The organism is Cellvibrio sp. ATLC23 (assembly GCF_057196725.1).
The window spans coordinates 218,704-236,165 of sequence record NZ_JBXUOS010000006.1 but is presented as its reverse complement, the minus strand read 5'-3'; the positions used below and the strand labels follow the sequence as shown (position 1 = coordinate 236,165).

The window sequence follows — 17,462 nt, the reverse complement described above, 5'->3', positions numbered from 1 at the left end:
TGCAGGGCATTTTAGTTTTTACCTGCCACGAAATTCCAAGAAAAATCAGCTTGAGGCTTCACCTATGAGATATCCCACTCAATTGTTTAAAAAACTAGTGCCGTTAATCGCGATTATTTTTATGCATCAGCTACAAGCGAGCGAGTTGCCGCAACTGGTAACAAACAACGGCAAACACGCCCTCATGGTAGATGGTGCGCCTTTTATTATGCTGGGTGCACAAACAAATAATTCCAGTAATTATCCTGCTGCACTTAAGGATGTGTGGCCAACAGTGGAAAAAATGGGTGCTAATACCCTGAGTATTCCGGTTGCTTGGGAGCAAATTGAACCAGAAGAGGGGCGCTTTGATTTTTCTTATTTGGACGTACTGTTAAAAGAAGCGCGCCAGCATAAAGTAAAAGTTGTTTTGCTGTGGTTCGCCACGTGGAAAAACAATGCGCCACATTATGCGCCCGCATGGGTAAAGTTGGATAACAAACGTTTCCCGCGTGTAGTAAAACAAGATGGCGACACCTTGAATTCACTTTCGCCACTGGGAAAAAATACGCGAGAGGCCGATAAAAAAGCATTTATTGAGCTGATGAAATATTTGGCCAAACGCGATAAAGATCACACCGTGATTATGGTGCAGGTACAAAATGAAGTGGGCACCTATGGCTCTGCGCGGGATTATTCCGCTATGGCGCAACAGCAGTTTGCGGCACCGGTGCCCACTGATCTAATCGAATCATTGAAATTAAAATCCGGCAACTGGGCACAAGTCTTTGGTAAAGATGCCGACGAATTTTTTCACGCCTATTACATCGCCAAATACTGCAATGAGATCACGGCGGCCGGTAAGGCAATCAAAAATTTACCCATCTATGTGAATGTGGCACTGCGCAACCCATACAATCCGGGATTGCCTGGGCAATATTCCAGTGGTGGTGGCACGGATAACGTACTGCATATTTGGAAAGCGGCGGCACCAGCAATTGATTTAATCGCGCCGGATATTTATTTCCGTGATTACAAAACCGTGAGCAAAGTATTGGATCTTTATGCCCGCCCCGACAACGCCTTGTTTGTTGCAGAAATTGGCAGCGCCCAACCGTACGTGCGGTACTTCTTCCCTACCTTGGGCAAGGGTGGAATTGGCTTTTCTCCATTTGGTATGGACGATACTGCTTACACAAACTACCCGCTAGGTGCGCAAAATTTTAACGATGAGATCATCGAAAATTTTGCCCAAGTTTATCGCTTGGTGTCACCCATGATGCGTGAATGGGCAAAATTAAGTTATGAAAGTAATGTCTGGGGCGTTGCTGAACCGCTGGATACAGAAACCGACACACAAAAAGTTTGGAATGCAGAGGCAACACCGGAAGAAAAAGAGCAGCAGGTTAAAGATCGTGCTGCCGCACTAACCCAGCATTTGGATCTGGGCTTGTGGGATGCGGAGGTTACTTACGGTCGCCCCATGTTTTGGATTCATCCACCCAAGGGTAATACACCAGCATCAGGCGGTGCATTGATTGCCCAATTAAGCGAAAACGAATATTTAATTACCGCGTATAACGCGCGTGTAGAAATTAAACCTTCTGCGGAGTTGGCTAATAAAAAAACCATGATTGAACGCGCGGAAGAGGGGCATTTCTCTTCCAATGATGGCAAGAACAGTAAATGGGTTATGCATCGCGTGTGGAATGGTGACCAAACCGACTGGGGTCTGAATTTTCCTAATCGTCCATTATTGCTGCGTATAAAAATGGCGACTTACGAGACCGAATAATTAATCCCCCTAACCCTCTTTGGAAAAGGGGGCAGGGAGATTCAGAAAATTTGCATCGCAAAACGAGGAAAATAAAAATGCTATCTGTATTAAAACGGCTTTCAAGCAAAGCCATGATTACATTCTGCCTCATCGGGGTAGCTGCTGTCGCGCACTTACAGGGCTGTTCAAAACAATCTGGTAGTGAGCGCAGTGCAGAAAGTTCCGCTCCTGCCAAACAAATGGAATATGCCCCCGAAGTGGATGTGACGCCTGATGGGGCAGTGTTAACTCTGCATGATGGCAGTGTTAAAAAAGTGCGTCTGCAAGTTATCAGCGAGAAAATTATTAGAGTAACCGCGTTGCCCGGTGACGATTTTTCTGTGTTGCCTGAATCGATTCAAGTTGTCGCCAACGCGGCAGGTAAAGTGCCATTTAGTACTGAGCAGGATAAAGAATCGCTCATATTAAAAACTACCCAGCTTACTGCCGAGTTATCGTTGAAATATGGCACGGTAAAATTCCGCAATGCCAAAGGCGAGGTGCTACTAAAAGAAGAAAATCGCGGCAGCTTCACCGAGGTGACCGCTGATCCAATCAAGCCTGATGCAGATTCATTTGCGATTCGCCAGGAATTTAATCGCGGTACAGACGAGGGCTTTTTCGGTTTAGGGCAGCATCAAAACGGCCAAGTAAACTATGCGGGCGAAAATGTTGAACTCACTACATATAATTTGGTGATTTCAATTCCATTTGTGGTCTCTAGCCGCGATTACGGTGTCTTGTGGGATAACAACTCAGTAACTCGCTTTGGTGACCCGCGCGAAACCCAACCACTGAATGCATCACTCAAGTTATTTGATGTAGAAGGCAAAGAGGGTGGTATGACTGCGCGCTACTACGATGGTGATAAATTATTGCTCACCCGCGTAGAGGCCGATTTGAACTACCAATTCTTTAGCAACAACAGCGTGCGCGAATTTCCTTTTCCAGATGAAGTGAAAGATGCAAAAAACCTGCGCATCGAATGGGAAGGCAGTATCCAATCGGATGAGAGCGGCACGCACCATTTCAAAATGTATAACTCCGGTTATGCAAAACTCTATGTGGAAGGTCAGTTAGCGCTGGATCGTTGGCGTTTGAACTGGAACCCCTGGTACCACACCTACAATATGGACATGAAAGCAGGCGAGAAAAAAGCCATCAAAGTGGATTGGACAGTGAGCGGCGGTTTCTTCCGTTTAACCCATCTCGACCCTATGCCAGTAGAAGAGCAGGGCGAGTTGTCACTTGCGTCTGACACGGGCAAAGCCATCGACTACTACTTTGTGGTTGGCGATAACAAAGATGACGTAGTCGCGGGTTACCGTCACTTAACTGGTAAAGCAGTGATGCTGCCAAAGTGGGTGTATGGTTTCTGGCAGAGCCGCGAGCGCTATAAAAATCAGGACGAAATCGTCAATACCTTTAAATACTATCGCGACAAAAAAATCCCGATTGATAACATTGTATTGGATTGGTCTTACTGGCCGGAAAATGCTTGGGGCAGCCACGATTTTGATCCAAAATATTTCCCCGATCCTAAAGCCATGAACGATAAAATTCATGCGATGAACGGCAATATCATGATTTCCGTTTGGCCAAAATTTTATCCCACTACCGACACCTATAAAGAGTTGAATGATAAAGGTTATATGTTCAACAAAAATATTGAAGAAGGTAATGTGGATTGGATTGGTAAAGGCTACCCCAATGCGTTTTACGATCCTTACCCGAAAGAAGCACAAGAAATTTTCTGGAAGCAACTGAACGAAAAAATTAAATCCAAAGGCTTCGATGCCTGGTGGTTAGATGCGGCCGAGCCGGATATTCACTCAAACTTGTCATTCACCAAGCGCAAAGAATTAATGAGCCGCGAAGGTGGCATTGCTTCAGGTGCAGAAAATTTCAACTCCTATGCCATTCCAAATGCAACTGCGGTGTATAACGGTGAGCGCGAAACCAGCCCCGAGAAGCGTTCATTTATTTTGACCCGCTCAGGTTTTGGTGGAATTCAACGGACTGGCTCAGCGATTTGGAGTGGCGATACTTCATCGGATTGGAACAATTTAAAAGATCAGGTTGCTGCAGGTGTGAGCACCGGTATTGCCGGTATGCCTAACTGGAGTTTTGATATAGGCGGGTTTACGCCGGAAGATAAATATCGCTGGGGTCATAAAACCGGTGGCGAAGTATTTACGATTCGTGATTTGAAACCAGAGTTGGTTGCAGATTGGCAAGAGCTCAATGTGCGCTGGTTTCAATTCGGCGCCTTTGTGCCATTGTTCCGTTCGCATGGACAATATCCTTACCGCGAAATTTTTAGTCTCGCGGACGAAGGCACAGAAGTTTACAGCACGCTCGAAAGTTACATTAAATTGCGTTATCGCTTAATGCCTTACATCTACACCTTGGCGGGCGATACCTATCACAAAGACGGCACAATTATGCGTCCGCTGGTGATGGATTTCCCCGATGATCAAAAAGGTTGGAACATCAATACCCAATACATGTTTGGCCCATCGATTCTGGTCAACCCTGTCTATGAAAACAAAGCGCGTTCACGTGGAGTCTATTTGCCTGCGGGCAGTGATTGGTTCAACTTCTACACTGGCGAGAAGTTAAGCGGTGGTCAAACCATTACCGCTGCTGCACCCTTGTCACAAATGCCGCTGTTTGTAAAAGCGGGCGCAATTATTCCGACCGGTGCCGCGATTCAACACGTGGATGAAGGTTTGAATACACCCTTAACCTTGAACATCTACACAGGTGCAAACGGCAGTTTCGAGATTTACGAAGATGATGGCCGTTCAACCAAATACGAGCAAGGCGAGTGGGCACGCATTCCCGTTAGCTACGATGATGCCACCGGCACAGTCACCATTGGCGACCGTATCGGCAGCTTCACCGGTATGGCCAACGAGCGCAGTATTAGTGTTCGCTTTATCACTGGCGCCAACAAAGATGCGGCGAATTTTGATAAATCGGTGCAAGAGACAATTACCTACAAAGGTAAAGCTGTTGCGGTGAAAATGGTGAAGTAATTTTCGTGAGTGGCGATAAACAAACATCCCGGTCATTGAATAATGGTCGGGATTTTTGTTTAAGCGAAAAATTTTTAAAAAAGATATAACTTAGAAAAAGGCAGTTAATATTATTCTAGTACATATTAATCAAAGTTTGTTTGTGCTCACAGTGCATTATATATTGGTTACAGTCTCACAAGCAGTGGGGTTTACTTTCTTCCTAATAGCGCTTATTTAACTTTGATGTCGCCATTATATCAGTTTTCGTCCTCCTGCGTTTGACCAGAGTCGCCAGTTTTATCATCTTTAATTATTTTGCTTATTATAAGTTTTGTGAGTGCATCATTCTCATTTTCTAAAGACTCTCCAATTGATTTTGCGATGTTTCCAGCTAATTCTGCCCCCTTTCCAGGACTTACCTCTGAAACTTGAATGGTCAACTTATAAGGGGTTTCTAAAAATGAATCGCCACTTTTCGTAGTTTTAACTCTAATGGATTCAGGCAAAGGGAAAATTGCCTTTGTACCATATGCATTTAAATCGCTTAAGGTGCTTCCAGTTTTAACTGATTCGAATAAAATTGGGTCTGCGGTCATGGTTGTTTCGGATCCATCTTTTCCGAAAAAAGTAAATGAATAAACAATGGTAAGATCCTTTACTTTTCCATTTTTAGCAATTGGCTTGAGGTAACTTAATGAATCAGGAGTTATTGTAAAAAATCCGACTGACCCTTGTATTCCTTTTAGTATTTCAATTTTACTTTTTATTTCTATTAAGGTTTTGTTTGAATTTCTATCAGATCTTTTGTAGATTAAATATTCATGAATTCCAATGTCATTTTTGGTGCCTTCGTTTGAGCAAAAAAAGTAACCTACGTTTGTTGCAGAGTCTGCGCCTTTGAATGTGTCTTTAAAATCAGTTAGCCATTTTGCAATATACGAAATTGATTCAGATACAACAGCTGATGCTATCATTCCAACAACTAGAGCATTTTCAGCCGTGTTTTCATCTTCATCTCTAGGTACAGATTTGCATTCTCCGCCAAGGCTTGCAGTAGAAACAGTTGCCTCTTTGTTTGCTGCTGCTGAAAAGTTTGAATAAACCAATAGCGCTGATATTGCCAATACTTTTAATTTCATAATTATTTCCTTTGGTTAGATGCTGCTTAAATTTGTTTTAATTGCTAAGTTATTAACAACACTATCTTGTCCCATATCGGGTATAAATTTGCAGTATGAATTAGCGTTTTGTAACCAGTTAGTATTATCGAACTTTGTGGTTCCAATCTGTATTCCAGTAAAATATGCTTTATTATTAATGATCTTAAATATCGGAGCTCCACTCATTCCCTTAATCGTTTGGCAGCCATGAGAAAAACATTTTTCTTCGCTTTCATTAATAATTATTTTTTCTGTTTTATAGATGACACACATGGCGTGGTCAGATACCACTACCCCATTTATCCAATTTAATCCATTCCCATAAGCCGAATTTTCATACGAATGATTAATTGAGTGATAACCAACGACAATTATCTTATCCATAAAATCAATTTCATCCGAAACCGGAAATTTATCAATCTCAATGGGAACTGTATCTTTCAATTTCACTAAAAGATAATCGCATGGCTGCAAAGATAATCTTCTAAAAATACTATTATTTTTTTGTAGTTTATTGCAAGCAATGTTTTCAACCCTAATGTTGCCAGTAATGGTTTTTTGTTGATTGTTTATCATTACCTTGTAGTCGGTTGTGCTTTTTATATTAATGCTGTTAAAGCAATGTCTGGCAGTAATTACAGAATTAGTTGCAATAAGAAATCCGCTGCAAATAACCCTTCCATCCTCATCTACAATTGCAGATAACCTACTTTCTATTTCACTTATATAGTCTGATTTAAATGTTTTTAGTGATTTAAGCCCGCATTTTTCTTTGTATTCTTTAAAGTGATCCCTGCTAGCCCGTTCTTCAAACATTGTTGATAAGTGCCCAGTGATCGCAGGAATTAATTGTTTGCATCTCTCCGCCTCCGGAGACGAAATACTAGCTATTAGTTCATCTTGGTTTTTTTTGTTTTCAATTGAAGGTGTTTTTGAAAGTGCAACGACAGGAACGCTATCTTTATCTTGTGTTCTAAACTGATAATCAAGAGTGCCGAGAATATTCTTGAGCGATGGCTGATCGTAAAAATTTATTAAAGATTCTGTAGCCGAGGAGTCATCTGGCAAGATGACTTTTCCCTCATTTTTAAGGAGATCGACATATTCTTCAGTAAATGGAATTATATTGCCATTTTGGGAATTAAGAATTACAAATTCTGTTTTACGAACTTTTAACTCAAATTCATTGCCCAAAGATCTATGCTTTAGTCCAAACTCTTTGAGTTGTGCCACTTCTTTCTCGTGAATGTTTTCAGAAGAAGATGATTTTGAGGGCGCCATTAAAATGACACAGATAACTAAAGTAAAAGAATATTTCGAGATGCTCATTCCGTTGCCCCAAGAAAAACGCACGTTTACTTATCAATACCCTTTATGGATGTATATGTCAGTCGGAGTATTTAGAATATTGTGTTAGTTGTTTAATAGATGAAGTGATACTAAGTGTGGTTTTTCGACATTCCTATAGCCCCAAAGAGCTATTTTTAAAATTCGTTACACCAAACAATCCATCACACACCTCACCACCAGTTGCCCAACATTCTTGCAGTTGGATTTTTTGAAGATGTTTTTGCGATGATTTTTCACCGTGTTTACGGCAATAAAAAGTTTTTCGGCGATTTCTTTGCTGGTAAAACCGTCGGCCATTAATTGGATGATTTGTTTTTCGCGTTTGCTGAGGGCGGGAGTGCTTGATGCTGGTGCGGGTGTGTCGTTTAAAACGTCCATGTTGAGATAAGATGGTTCACCGAACATACCTATAGCTGATACTTTAAAATTATTTTTATTGGTTAAATGGTTTAGGTTGGTGTGGATGTTGAGGGATTTGGCAATGCGTCCATGTTCGTCGGTGGTGAGGATGATGGCTTGGTGGTTGAATAGTTGATAGCTGCCATCGGCGGTTCGGAAACGGAAACAATAAGAGGTTTTGTATTTTTTGACTTTGTCTGGCCCCAGGCCGCCGATGATATCAAATACTTTGGCTTCGGCGCGGGCGACAAAGTCCATATCGTCAGGGTGCATTTGATCGAGAATATCCTGAAAGCTGGTGGTCTCAGGGTCTACCCCGTGAATACCTTCGACCAAAGGGCTCATGTATTTTATTGAAAAGTCAAAAAAATCAACGATGTAAAAATAGTAAGGACCGGCACTAAAGGCGGATGAAATTAGCTCATCCAGTTGGAACTTATCAAGGGCAATATCTTTTTGGGTGATGAGGTCTTGCGAATTTTTCCATACGTTATGTAGTAGTTGCGTATTTGGTTTCATATTGTTTTTCCCTATCGTGACGGACAACAACAATAAAACAGCGACAGACCAGATTGATCTTATACTTTTTCGTTGATTTGGCAATTAGTAGCAAACCCTATGGGGCATAGCTATTACTCGTTATTACAGGGGTGATGTTAATTAATGCAAATGGGTGAACGCGCTAGTTAATTGGCAATAGGGTGCAGTTGGGTGTTATTGTGGCGGCCTACTGAATATTTTTCCTTTTTCGTATGAGCGTCCGTTTCGGCTCTTCCGACTATGGTCAAGCATTCTTGACCATTCCTTTTAAGCTTGTTGTGCGCCGCGCGCCTTAGAGCTTAACGCCAGAGCCAAGCTTATGTCGGAAAAATTGCACGTTAAAAAGCCTGCCGGGCTTATGGCGTTTCTCAGTGAACAACTGCAGGGTTGGGCGCGCAGTAAAATTAAACAGCGCTTGCAAACTGGCTGTGTCAGCGTAAATGGTTCATCCACTACCCAGCACGATTACGCGCTTAATGCAGGTGATTTGGTGGAGGTTGGCGCAACCGCTAAAACAGCCAATAGCTCCCCATCACAATTGGAAATTTTATATTCAGATCGCGATGTGATTGCGATTAATAAACCCGCGGGTTTGTTATCCGTAGGAAACCCCAAAGAAACGCAACAACACGCGCTGGCTATTTTGCGCAAGCAATTATCCCACCGCACACAAGCCATAAAGTTGTGGCCAGTAAACCGGATTGATCGCGACACTTCCGGCGTTTTGTTATTCGCGACTTCACGGGAAATACGTGAAGCGGTGATGGACAAGTGGGATCAAGCCGAAAAAACCTATTTGGCGATTGTAGAAGGCTGCCCAACTCCCACGCAGGGAACCATTGATCAACCCCTGCGTTTGGATGAGGTGGAATACCGCATGCACGTAGGCGCTCATCCAGATGCAAAATCTGCCATCACTCATTACAAAACCGAGCGCACCAGCAATGCGCGAACGCTGTTGCAAGTAAAAATCGACACGGGTCGTCAGCATCAAATTCGCGCCCATTTATCCTGGTTGGGTTATCCAGTAGTAGGCGACGAACGCTACGGCACCAAGGGTAATCGCATGGGTTTGCATGCGTTGCGTTTAAAAATAATTCATCCAAAAACTGGCAAAGAATTAACGTTCGAAACACCGGCGCCCGCTGATTTTTTTGCGTTGATGAGGCTATTGTCGCCCTTAGGGTGACGAGAGGGAGGGGGGCTTAATTTTTCGATACAGTGATTGAAGAAAACTGTACAAACCGAACGCGAATAAACCAGCAGCAATAATGCCGAAAAACCAAACGCCATAGTCACTTGCGCGTACAAATTCCAGCGCTTCAACTAATCCCTTTATTTCACCGCTTTGGGCTGACATAACTGAGCTGAAACAAAACCATGCCACTATACACCACACAACCCCACGCGATATTAAGCCAAATTGACATAGTGGTTTCGCCCATTTCTGTATATCTGGGGGAATGTTCATATAGCGTTGAAAGCTGGCGCTCCAACCTTTATAGATATGCGCTAAGCCCGTGCCTAAAAATACAAGCCCGGCTAAACCTATGATAATTTGCCCAATGTTGGAGGATAAAAGCTGCTGTCCACTTTGCGAGCGATCTTCGCTCCCCATTAATAATTTTATTGTCCACCATGCCAGAAAGCCGTGACTGAGAGCGCTTGCAAAAAGGCCCGTCCGTATCACTACACCTTTTGCAGTCGTGCCGTGGTCATCGGTATCTTTGATGGATTGAACCAACCGCCATACTACAAAACCGATTAGACCAATAATAAGTAACACGAGCAAAACATTACCAAAAGGTTGTTGCATTATTTCCACGATCGCACCTTTGCTATCCGTAGTTTCTCCTCCCATACCAAGCGCCGTCAAAACAGCTAGGCCTCCAATTACCAGATAAACGATGCTCCGAGCGAGGTATCCTATTTTGGCGACATGATGGAAACGTGGAGGGGGTGTTGTAGGGGGCATATCACGCTACTCTGATAAAAAGGAGGGGGGCGAAAAAGCCCAAGTACCATCACAATTTTGTGAAAATACTTGGGCTCTCCCAAGGTGTATCGTCGCTAAACTGCTTTGCTCTATCTACCGTGGGTAGTGCAACACTATATTGACGCGACGATTTTGTTGTCTGCCCGCTTCCGTAGTGTTATAGGCCACGCGACGAAGTTTACCAAACCCTTCTGCCGTTAGGCGTGAACGTTCTACGCCGAATTTTTCTACTAAATAATCCACTACATTTGCTGCGCGACGCTCAGATATTTCTTGTGCTTTGTTAGTTGACGTAATGTCTGCAGCATGACCTTCCACATGAGCAGTAACTTTTGGATTGTCTTGTAAATATTGCGCCGCTTTTTCCAGATCGCTGTGATATTTGTTATCCACTGTTACGCTATTTTCATCGAACTCCACCAGTGCAGCTAGAGTGATGCGCGCTTCCGGTAGAGAAATGCCCTCAACGTCTTTTACACAATCAATGATCGTGTTTACGCGCCGGTTCTCGCGTTTACCTGCTTCGGTGTCGTTAGTGGAGATCGGGTCTTCTTCACCCCGTGCGACGGTGGAAATGCGTGACTCGTCAATCTGTTGATCAACCAGATATTGCAGCACGCTTTCCGCGCGGCGTTGCGAAAGTTGCATATTGTATTGATTGCTGCCGACATTGTCGGTGTGACCCTGAATGATCGCTTTGGTGTCAGGATATTTTTTCAGAAATGCCCCGGCTGCGTATAAACGTTCGGATTCTGCACGTGGAAGATCAGCGCGATTAATGTCAAAGTGAATTTCCATATTGCTACAGTATTCCTGCTGCGCAACAACCGGCTCTTTCGGTGTGGGTTTTAGTGGAGCGGCTCGGTCTCCAAAACGATATACAACGCCAATTGAATAGAGATTTACACTGCCGTTATCACCCAGCATATCTTCAATGCGATAGCGTTCGGCTTCAACACGCGCAGATAAACGTTCAGTAAAGGAATATTCCAAACCTGCACCAAATTTATAACCTGTGTCTTTATCATCGCGAGAAAGTGACGCAGCCAAGCTTTGCGTTCCGACGAAGTTTTCTTCGGTTTCATAATGAAAAGCACCTGCACGGCTAAACGCTGATAGCCGTTGCGTCAGCGGCCAAGTACCTACAACATCCAAGTTGTAGCCTTTATAGCTAGTATCTCCGGTTAAGGTACCTACTTCTGGATCGCGCGCGACTCGGACACCAAAATCACCTAGGTCAACGTAACCGGCTTCAACCGCAATATAATGATTAAATTGGTAGCCAACAAAAAATTTGTAGCCTCGATCTGAGTCCCCATCTTCTATACCGGTTAAGCCTCCACCAATGATGGTGTTGGCAATTTCACCATCATCAATACTTTCAACGGTACGACCATAATTGCCGCCGATATACCAGTGCGAGGGCTCGGCGCGAAAATTAAAACCCTCATCGATTAGTTCGTCACTTTGTGAAAAGGCGAGTGGGCTGGCGAGCATTGTCGTCAATCCAATTGCTCGGGCGAGTAGCCCATAACGAAACGTGTTGGGCAATTTTTTAAATTGTTTTTTATCAGCCGAGATATGGTTTTTTTTCATGTGTTCCTCCAAGAACTTTCGCAAGCATGTGAAATAGGGCGATTACGTGTTCTAACCCCAAGTTAGAACGACCCTTTAGTCAGCAGTATTACGATGCGTTGACAACGATTCCGTGCGCTGTCATACATAGAATTTACGTGAGGAGGAAGCAGGTATTGCCGTGAGTAAAGATGAAGTGTTACAACCAGGATTTACAAGAACATTCTTGATGATAAATATTGTTGCAAGCGTTCCAATCCCAAAACGGTTGGAAATGAAAAAGGTGTTTGCGTGTGTTGACCTTTTCATTTCCAAACGTAGACAAAAACTATTTTGCGCCGATAGCTTCCAGTGCAAGTGCATATTCTTCGCCATTGCGGTGAGCTTTTACCACTTGCAGAAAAGTTTTGCCTTCCGGACCGACTGCGTTTATATCTTTTCCTGCTTCAACAAAAAACTTCACGAAGGTTTTGAAGTTTTCGCCGAGCATGCCGCGATAGGCTTTTTCTAGCAGGTGATAATCGGCATTTACGCCAGCGGGAGCTGGGTAGTTTAAAAAGGTTTTGATGCGGTCATCGTCGAAAGTTTCGCCGAGGACTTTTTCTTTGTCTTTACGTAAACTCATGTTTAGTTCTCTTCTACTTTTTTGTAGGTTGGGTGGAGTGTAGCGATACCCAACAACGCGGCGGGTATCGCTATTAGGCTCCACCCACCTTGCGGTTAACATTAATTAGCCATTCAATTTCTTAACCAACAACTCATTCAGCACTTGCGGATTCGCTTGGCCTTTGGATGCTTTCATTGCCTGGCCCACAAAGAAGCCGAGCATTTTTGCGCGTTTATCTTCTGGCGCGGCGCGGTAGCCTTCTACTTGTGGGACGTTAGCGGCGAGAATGTCGTCGATAATTTTTTCCAGCGCGCCGGTATCGGAAACCTGTTTTAACCCTTTGGTTTCGATAATGGTGTCGGCATCGCCTTCGCCGTTGCACATAGCTTCAAACACTTGCTTGGCGATTTTGCTGGAGAGAGTTCCGTCTTTTACACGCAGAACCAAACCAGCGAGTAATTCAGGTGTAATCGGCGATTGGTCAATGCGCTGTTCGGTGCGATTCAGGTAAGCACCTAAATCCGCCATGATCCAGTTGGCAGTGAGTTTGGCTTCGCCGGAAATTTTGGTAGATGCTTCGAAGAAGCTTGCGGCGAATTTATCCATGGTGATTTGGCCAGCGTCGTAGCTGCTCAAACCATATTGCTCAACAAAACGCGCGCGTTTGGCTTCGGGCAATTCCGGCATTTGTGCGCGTACCGATTCGATGTACGCATCGTCCAGAATCACCGGCAACAAATCAGGGCAGGGGAAGTAGCGGTAGTCATTGCTATCTTCTTTGCTGCGCATGCTGCGGGCTTTTTTGGTATCGCCGTTGTACAGGCGCGTTTCCTGACGAATTTTTCCGCCGTCTTCCAATACATCAATTTGGCGTTCAACTTCCAGTGCGATGGCTTCTTCCATAAATTTAAATGAGTTTAAATTTTTGGTTTCAGTGCGTGTGCCGAGTTTTTCCTGGCCTTTGGGGCGCACAGAAATATTCACATCAAAACGCATTGAGCCTTGGCTCATTTCGCCATCGCAAATTTCCAGCGAGGTGACGATAGAGTGCAATTTTTTGGCGAAGGCAACAGCTTCTTCGGCGCTGCGCATATCTGGCTCGGTTACTACTTCAATCAGCGGTGTACCGGCGCGGTTTAAATCGATGCCGCTCATGCCCGCAAAATCTTCGTGTAGGGATTTACCTGCATCTTCTTCCAAATGCGCGTGGTGAATGCGAACGCGTTTGGTGCGGCCACCTTCCAATTCGAGATCTACAAAACCAGCGCCGACAATTGGTTCAGCTAATTGTGTGGTTTGATAACCTTTTGGCAAATCAGGATAGAAATAATTTTTGCGTTCAAACACGGAGCGCTTGCCGATTTCTGCATTTACCGCCAAACCAAACATAGTGGCGAAACGAAAAGCTTGTTCGTTGGCGACTGGCAGTGTGCCGGGCAGTGCCAAATCAATCGCGCAAGCTTGAGTGTTTGGCTCAGCGCCGAACGCGGTGCTGGCGCCGGAGAAAATTTTAGTTTTGGTGGCCAGTTGTACGTGAACTTCCAAGCCGATTACGGTTTCCCATTGCATTTTTGTATTCCTCTCTTATTCAATGCCAGGGGCGGATTGTTGGTGGAAGTTAGTTGTTTGCTGGAATTGGTGTGCAGCATTTAACAATTGACCTTCAGCAAAAAAGTTACCAATCAATTGCAAGCCAACCGGTTTGTTATCCACTAATCCGCAAGGAATCGATAAGCCGGGCAAACCCGCCAAATTGGTGGCGATGGTGTAAATATCTTCCAAATACATGGCCACTGGATCTTTGCTTTTTGAACCAAATTGGAATGCGGGCGATGGCGAGGTTGGCCCGAGAATCACATCGACACTGTCGAATGCATCGACAAAATCTTGTTTGATCAGGCGGCGCACTTTTTGTGCTTTGCTGTAATAAGCATCGTAATAACCGGCAGACAATGCGTAAGCACCAACGAGAATACGGCGCTTCACTTCTGCACCAAAACCTTCACTGCGCGAGCGCATATAAAGATCATTTAAATCCATAGGGTTTTCGCAGCGATGACCGTAGCGCACACCGTCAAAACGCGACAAGTTTGCTGAACATTCTGCCGGTGCGATTACGTAGTAAGCGGGCACTGCCAAGTGCGTGTGTGGCAAACTGACGCTGTGAATGGTTGCGCCCAAGCCTTCGTAGACTTTGATGGCATCTTCAACCAATTTTGCAGTTTGTGGATTCAAACCTTCACCGAAATATTCTTTTGGTACACCGATGCGCAAACCTTTTAATGATTTGTTTAAGTCTGCGGTGTAATCCGGTACGTCGCGCTCAACGCAGGTGGAATCTTTTGCATCAAAGCTCGCCATGTCGTTTAACAAAATCGCCGCGTCTTCCGCAGTGCGCGACAAAATTCCCGCTTGGTCGAGGCTTGAGGCAAACGCAATCATGCCCCAGCGCGATACGCGACCGTAGGTTGGTTTAATGCCGGTTAATCCGCACAATGCGGCGGGTTGACGAATAGAGCCGCCCGTATCCGATGCAGTCGCCGCCGGTGCTAAATGTGCAGCCACTGCCGCAGCAGAACCACCTGAAGATCCGCCGGGTACACAATCAATCGCCCAGGGATTTTTTACCGGGCCGTACCAGCTGGTTTCATTGGATGAACCCATGGCGAATTCATCCATGTTGGTTTTACCCAGCATCACCACACCGGAATTTAAATAATTTTCTACGATAGTGGCGTTGTAGGGCGCGATAAATTTATCGAGCATTTTCGATGCGCACGAGGTGCGGACACCGGTGGTGCAAAAAATATCTTTGTGTGCAATTGGCACACCGCACAGTGCGGGGGCGTTGCCAGCGGCTAAACGTTTGTCGGCAGCAGCGGCTTGTTGCAGGGCTATGTCGTTAGTCACAGTGATATAACTGTTGTAAGTGCTATCGAGACGCGCGATGCGGTCGAGATAATGTTGGGTCACTTCGGTACTGGAAAAGTCTTTGTTGCGCAGACCCTTGACCAGTTCGGCAATGGTGAATTGATGCATTCAAAAAATTCCTGAAATTTTTACTGTAGGGGCGCTGCTTGCCGCGCCCATTTCCGTCAATGCAAACGTAGGGGCGCAGCAAATGACGCCCTTACATTCTCTGGGCGCAGCAAGCGGCGCCCCTACATTTTTATTCAATAACTTGCGGCACCAAATACAGGCCGTCTTGGGTGGCGGGTGCAATCGCTTGGAAAGCGTCGCGCTGGTTGGGTTCTGTCACTACATCCGCACGCAGGCGCTGTACGGCATCCAGTGGGTGCGCCATGGGCAATACGCCATCGGTATTGACCGCTTGCAGCTGATCAACCAGTGCCAGCACATCGGAGATACTTTTTGCCGCTTCATCGGCGGCTTCATCGCTAATCTGGATGCGCGCCAGGTTGGCGAGCTTGGCGATATCGGAACGGTCTACAGCCATGGGGTCTTAGCTCCAGCAAATGAAACATGAAAACAGAATGGTGAAAAAGCAAAAAACGTAAACAGTAAAAGTGTGGCGAACGGCAGCGAAGCTTGGCTATACCACTAAAAACGGGCGCCAAAGGTACCACATTTGCGCCTTGCCCTGAACCCTTGTGGTTGATAGAGTGCGGCGAGTTTTTAACCTTGCTAGGTAAATGTTTTTAGCGCTGCGCGCATTGCGCAAAAAGTAGCCGCAAACGTCGGCGATATTAGCGATTTATTTGAACTTTGCGGTTAATTTAGGTCGGATAAAAAGCGAAAATTCACTTATACTGCGCGCTTCTTAAAAATTTGCAGGGATTCTCCGTCTCATAAGCAATAAGTTGCGGAGAAAATATTCAGGGAACTGCGTTTGCAGAATTGAATCCTGATTGCCATGAGCGCGCCGTCGCAATAGTAGGCAACCGTTGTTAGCAACACAAAACAACCCGAATTCTATTTAACACATTCTAATTTAAGGCCTCGTCCCGTCATGATGAAACTTTTGCGTGGAGCATTTTCTAACGATCTCTCAATCGACCTTGGTACAGCAAACACGCTGATTTATGTGCGCGGTCGCGGCATAGTGCTTAATGAGCCATCGGTGGTGGCGATTCGCCATCACAACGGCACCAAAATTGTGGAAGCCGTAGGCGTTGAGGCAAAGCGTATGCTGGGCCGTACACCGGGCAACATTACCGCCATCCGCCCGCTGAAAGACGGTGTGATCGCCGACTTCCAGGTCACCGAAAAAATGCTCCAACACTTTATCCGCAAAGTGCACGAAAACTCCTGGTTTAGCCCATCCCCCCGCGTTCTGATCAGTGTTCCCTGTCTCTCTACCGAAGTTGAAAAGCGTGCGATTCGCGAATCTGCATTAGGTGCTGGCGCGCGTGAAGTGCGTTTGATTGAAGAGCCAATGGCAGCGGCAATTGGTGCTGGCCTGAAAGTATCGGAAGCAAATGGTTCGATGGTAGTGGATATAGGTGGTGGTACTACCGAGATTGCCGTTATCTCTTTGAACGGTGTGGTGTACTCCGATTCCGTGCGTATCGGTGGCGACCGTTTTGATGAAGCCATTGTTAACTACGTGCGCCGCAACTACGGCAGCGTGATTGGTGATGCAACTGCTGAGCGGATCAAGCAAGAAATTGGCTGTGCTTTTGCCGGTAGTGAAATTCGCGAGATCGATGTGCGCGGCCGCAATCTGGCCGAAGGTGTGCCGCGCAGCTTTACCCTGAGCAGCGATGAAATTCTCGAAGCCCTGCAAGATCCATTAGCCGGTATTGTTCAAGCAGTAAAAAGTGCGCTGGAACAATCGCCACCGGAATTGGCCTCTGATATCGCTGAAAGCGGTGTTGTTTTGACCGGCGGTGGCGCTTTGCTGCGTGATATTGATCGCCTGCTGTCGAACGAAACCGGTCTGCCCTTTATTGTTGCTGAAGACCCGCTGACCTGTGTGGCTCGTGGTGGTGGTATTGCGCTGGAGATGAATGACAAGCGCAATATTGACCTGCTGTCGTCCTGATTTGTTTTGTAG

Annotated in this window: 13 protein-coding genes; 4 read left to right on the top strand and 9 right to left on the bottom strand. The window is 45.3% G+C overall.

Features of this window, described 5'->3' with window-relative positions:
- The first annotated feature begins 64 nt into the window (after positions 1–64).
- Together AC2CG4_RS11975 and AC2CG4_RS11970 are read left to right on the top strand one after the other, a co-directional pair.
- Positions 65–1,774, top strand: coding sequence for a DUF5597 domain-containing protein (locus AC2CG4_RS11975; RefSeq protein WP_484486472.1), 1,710 nt, complete (start codon positions 65–67; stop codon positions 1,772–1,774).
- 77 nt (positions 1,775–1,851) lie between these two features.
- The gene (locus AC2CG4_RS11970) at positions 1,852–4,836 is read left to right on the top strand and encodes a TIM-barrel domain-containing protein (RefSeq protein ID WP_484486471.1); all 2,985 of its coding nucleotides are present in this window, start codon (positions 1,852–1,854) and stop codon (positions 4,834–4,836) included.
- A gap of 239 nt (positions 4,837–5,075) precedes the next feature.
- On the opposite strand, the gene AC2CG4_RS11965 is transcribed toward AC2CG4_RS11970, so the two are convergent.
- From AC2CG4_RS11965 to AC2CG4_RS11955, 3 genes are all read right to left on the bottom strand, one after another.
- Positions 5,076–5,957, bottom strand: a complete 882-nt coding sequence (locus AC2CG4_RS11965; protein ID WP_484486470.1) for a hypothetical protein — start codon at positions 5,955–5,957, stop codon at positions 5,076–5,078.
- A gap of 15 nt (positions 5,958–5,972) precedes the next feature.
- Complete coding sequence (locus AC2CG4_RS11960; RefSeq protein WP_484486469.1) at positions 5,973–7,307, bottom strand: trypsin-like serine protease; 1,335 nt, start codon at positions 7,305–7,307, stop codon at positions 5,973–5,975.
- A gap of 165 nt (positions 7,308–7,472) precedes the next feature.
- Entirely contained in the window at positions 7,473–8,246 is a 774-nt protein-coding gene (locus AC2CG4_RS11955) for a LuxR C-terminal-related transcriptional regulator (RefSeq protein WP_484486468.1), read from the bottom strand.
- Between the two features lie 340 nt (positions 8,247–8,586).
- On the opposite strand from AC2CG4_RS11955, the gene AC2CG4_RS11950 reads away from it, so the two are divergent.
- Positions 8,587–9,456 carry an RluA family pseudouridine synthase gene (locus tag AC2CG4_RS11950; RefSeq protein ID WP_484486467.1) on the top strand — a complete coding sequence of 290 codons (870 nt, stop codon included), beginning with the start codon at positions 8,587–8,589 and terminating at the stop codon, positions 9,454–9,456.
- Here AC2CG4_RS11950 and AC2CG4_RS11945 read toward each other — a convergent pair.
- From AC2CG4_RS11945 to gatC, 6 genes are all read right to left on the bottom strand, one after another.
- Positions 9,448–10,242, bottom strand: coding sequence for a DUF1206 domain-containing protein (locus tag AC2CG4_RS11945; protein ID WP_484486466.1), 795 nt, complete (start codon positions 10,240–10,242; stop codon positions 9,448–9,450). The two genes, AC2CG4_RS11950 and AC2CG4_RS11945, sit on opposite strands and share 9 nt — an antisense overlap.
- Before the next feature lie 114 nt (positions 10,243–10,356).
- The gene (locus AC2CG4_RS11940) at positions 10,357–11,859 is read right to left on the bottom strand and encodes an OmpA family protein (RefSeq protein WP_484486465.1); all 1,503 of its coding nucleotides are present in this window, start codon (positions 11,857–11,859) and stop codon (positions 10,357–10,359) included.
- A 307-nt stretch (positions 11,860–12,166) separates the two neighbouring features.
- Positions 12,167–12,463, bottom strand: coding sequence for a PA4642 family protein (locus tag AC2CG4_RS11935; protein WP_484486464.1), 297 nt, complete (start codon positions 12,461–12,463; stop codon positions 12,167–12,169).
- A 105-nt stretch (positions 12,464–12,568) separates the two neighbouring features.
- Positions 12,569–14,014: an Asp-tRNA(Asn)/Glu-tRNA(Gln) amidotransferase subunit GatB gene (gatB, locus tag AC2CG4_RS11930; protein ID WP_484486463.1), complete on the bottom strand. Its 1,446-nt coding sequence runs from the start codon at positions 14,012–14,014 to the stop codon at positions 12,569–12,571.
- Positions 14,015–14,029: 15 nt separating this feature from the next.
- Entirely contained in the window at positions 14,030–15,484 is a 1,455-nt protein-coding gene (gatA, locus tag AC2CG4_RS11925; RefSeq protein WP_484486462.1) for an Asp-tRNA(Asn)/Glu-tRNA(Gln) amidotransferase subunit GatA, read from the bottom strand.
- Positions 15,485–15,614: 130 nt separating this feature from the next.
- Entirely contained in the window at positions 15,615–15,902 is a 288-nt protein-coding gene (gene gatC, locus AC2CG4_RS11920; protein ID WP_062066746.1) for an Asp-tRNA(Asn)/Glu-tRNA(Gln) amidotransferase subunit GatC, read from the bottom strand.
- Between the two features lie 513 nt (positions 15,903–16,415).
- On the opposite strand from gatC, the gene AC2CG4_RS11915 reads away from it, so the two are divergent.
- Positions 16,416–17,450, top strand: coding sequence for a rod shape-determining protein (locus tag AC2CG4_RS11915; RefSeq protein ID WP_062066743.1), 1,035 nt, complete (start codon positions 16,416–16,418; stop codon positions 17,448–17,450).
- The last annotated feature ends 12 nt before the right edge of the window (positions 17,451–17,462 follow it).

What these genes read in the sequence shown, in the direction of transcription:
- AC2CG4_RS11975 (WP_484486472.1), top strand. Translation starts at nt 65, where the DNA reads ATGAGATATCCCACTCAATTGTTTAAAAAACTAGTGCCGTTAATCGCG.
- AC2CG4_RS11970 (WP_484486471.1), top strand. Translation starts at nt 1,852, where the DNA reads ATGCTATCTGTATTAAAACGGCTTTCAAGCAAAGCCATGATTACATTC.
- AC2CG4_RS11965 (WP_484486470.1), bottom strand. Translation starts at nt 5,957, where the DNA reads ATGAAATTAAAAGTATTGGCAATATCAGCGCTATTGGTTTATTCAAAC.
- AC2CG4_RS11960 (WP_484486469.1), bottom strand. Translation starts at nt 7,307, where the DNA reads ATGAGCATCTCGAAATATTCTTTTACTTTAGTTATCTGTGTCATTTTA.
- AC2CG4_RS11955 (WP_484486468.1), bottom strand. Translation starts at nt 8,246, where the DNA reads ATGAAACCAAATACGCAACTACTACATAACGTATGGAAAAATTCGCAA.
- AC2CG4_RS11950 (WP_484486467.1), top strand. Translation starts at nt 8,587, where the DNA reads ATGTCGGAAAAATTGCACGTTAAAAAGCCTGCCGGGCTTATGGCGTTT.
- AC2CG4_RS11945 (WP_484486466.1), bottom strand. Translation starts at nt 10,242, where the DNA reads ATGCCCCCTACAACACCCCCTCCACGTTTCCATCATGTCGCCAAAATA.
- AC2CG4_RS11940 (WP_484486465.1), bottom strand. Translation starts at nt 11,859, where the DNA reads ATGAAAAAAAACCATATCTCGGCTGATAAAAAACAATTTAAAAAATTG.
- AC2CG4_RS11935 (WP_484486464.1), bottom strand. Translation starts at nt 12,463, where the DNA reads ATGAGTTTACGTAAAGACAAAGAAAAAGTCCTCGGCGAAACTTTCGAC.
- gatB (WP_484486463.1), bottom strand. Translation starts at nt 14,014, where the DNA reads ATGCAATGGGAAACCGTAATCGGCTTGGAAGTTCACGTACAACTGGCC.
- gatA (WP_484486462.1), bottom strand. Translation starts at nt 15,484, where the DNA reads ATGCATCAATTCACCATTGCCGAACTGGTCAAGGGTCTGCGCAACAAA.
- gatC (WP_062066746.1), bottom strand. Translation starts at nt 15,902, where the DNA reads ATGGCTGTAGACCGTTCCGATATCGCCAAGCTCGCCAACCTGGCGCGC.
- AC2CG4_RS11915 (WP_062066743.1), top strand. Translation starts at nt 16,416, where the DNA reads ATGATGAAACTTTTGCGTGGAGCATTTTCTAACGATCTCTCAATCGAC.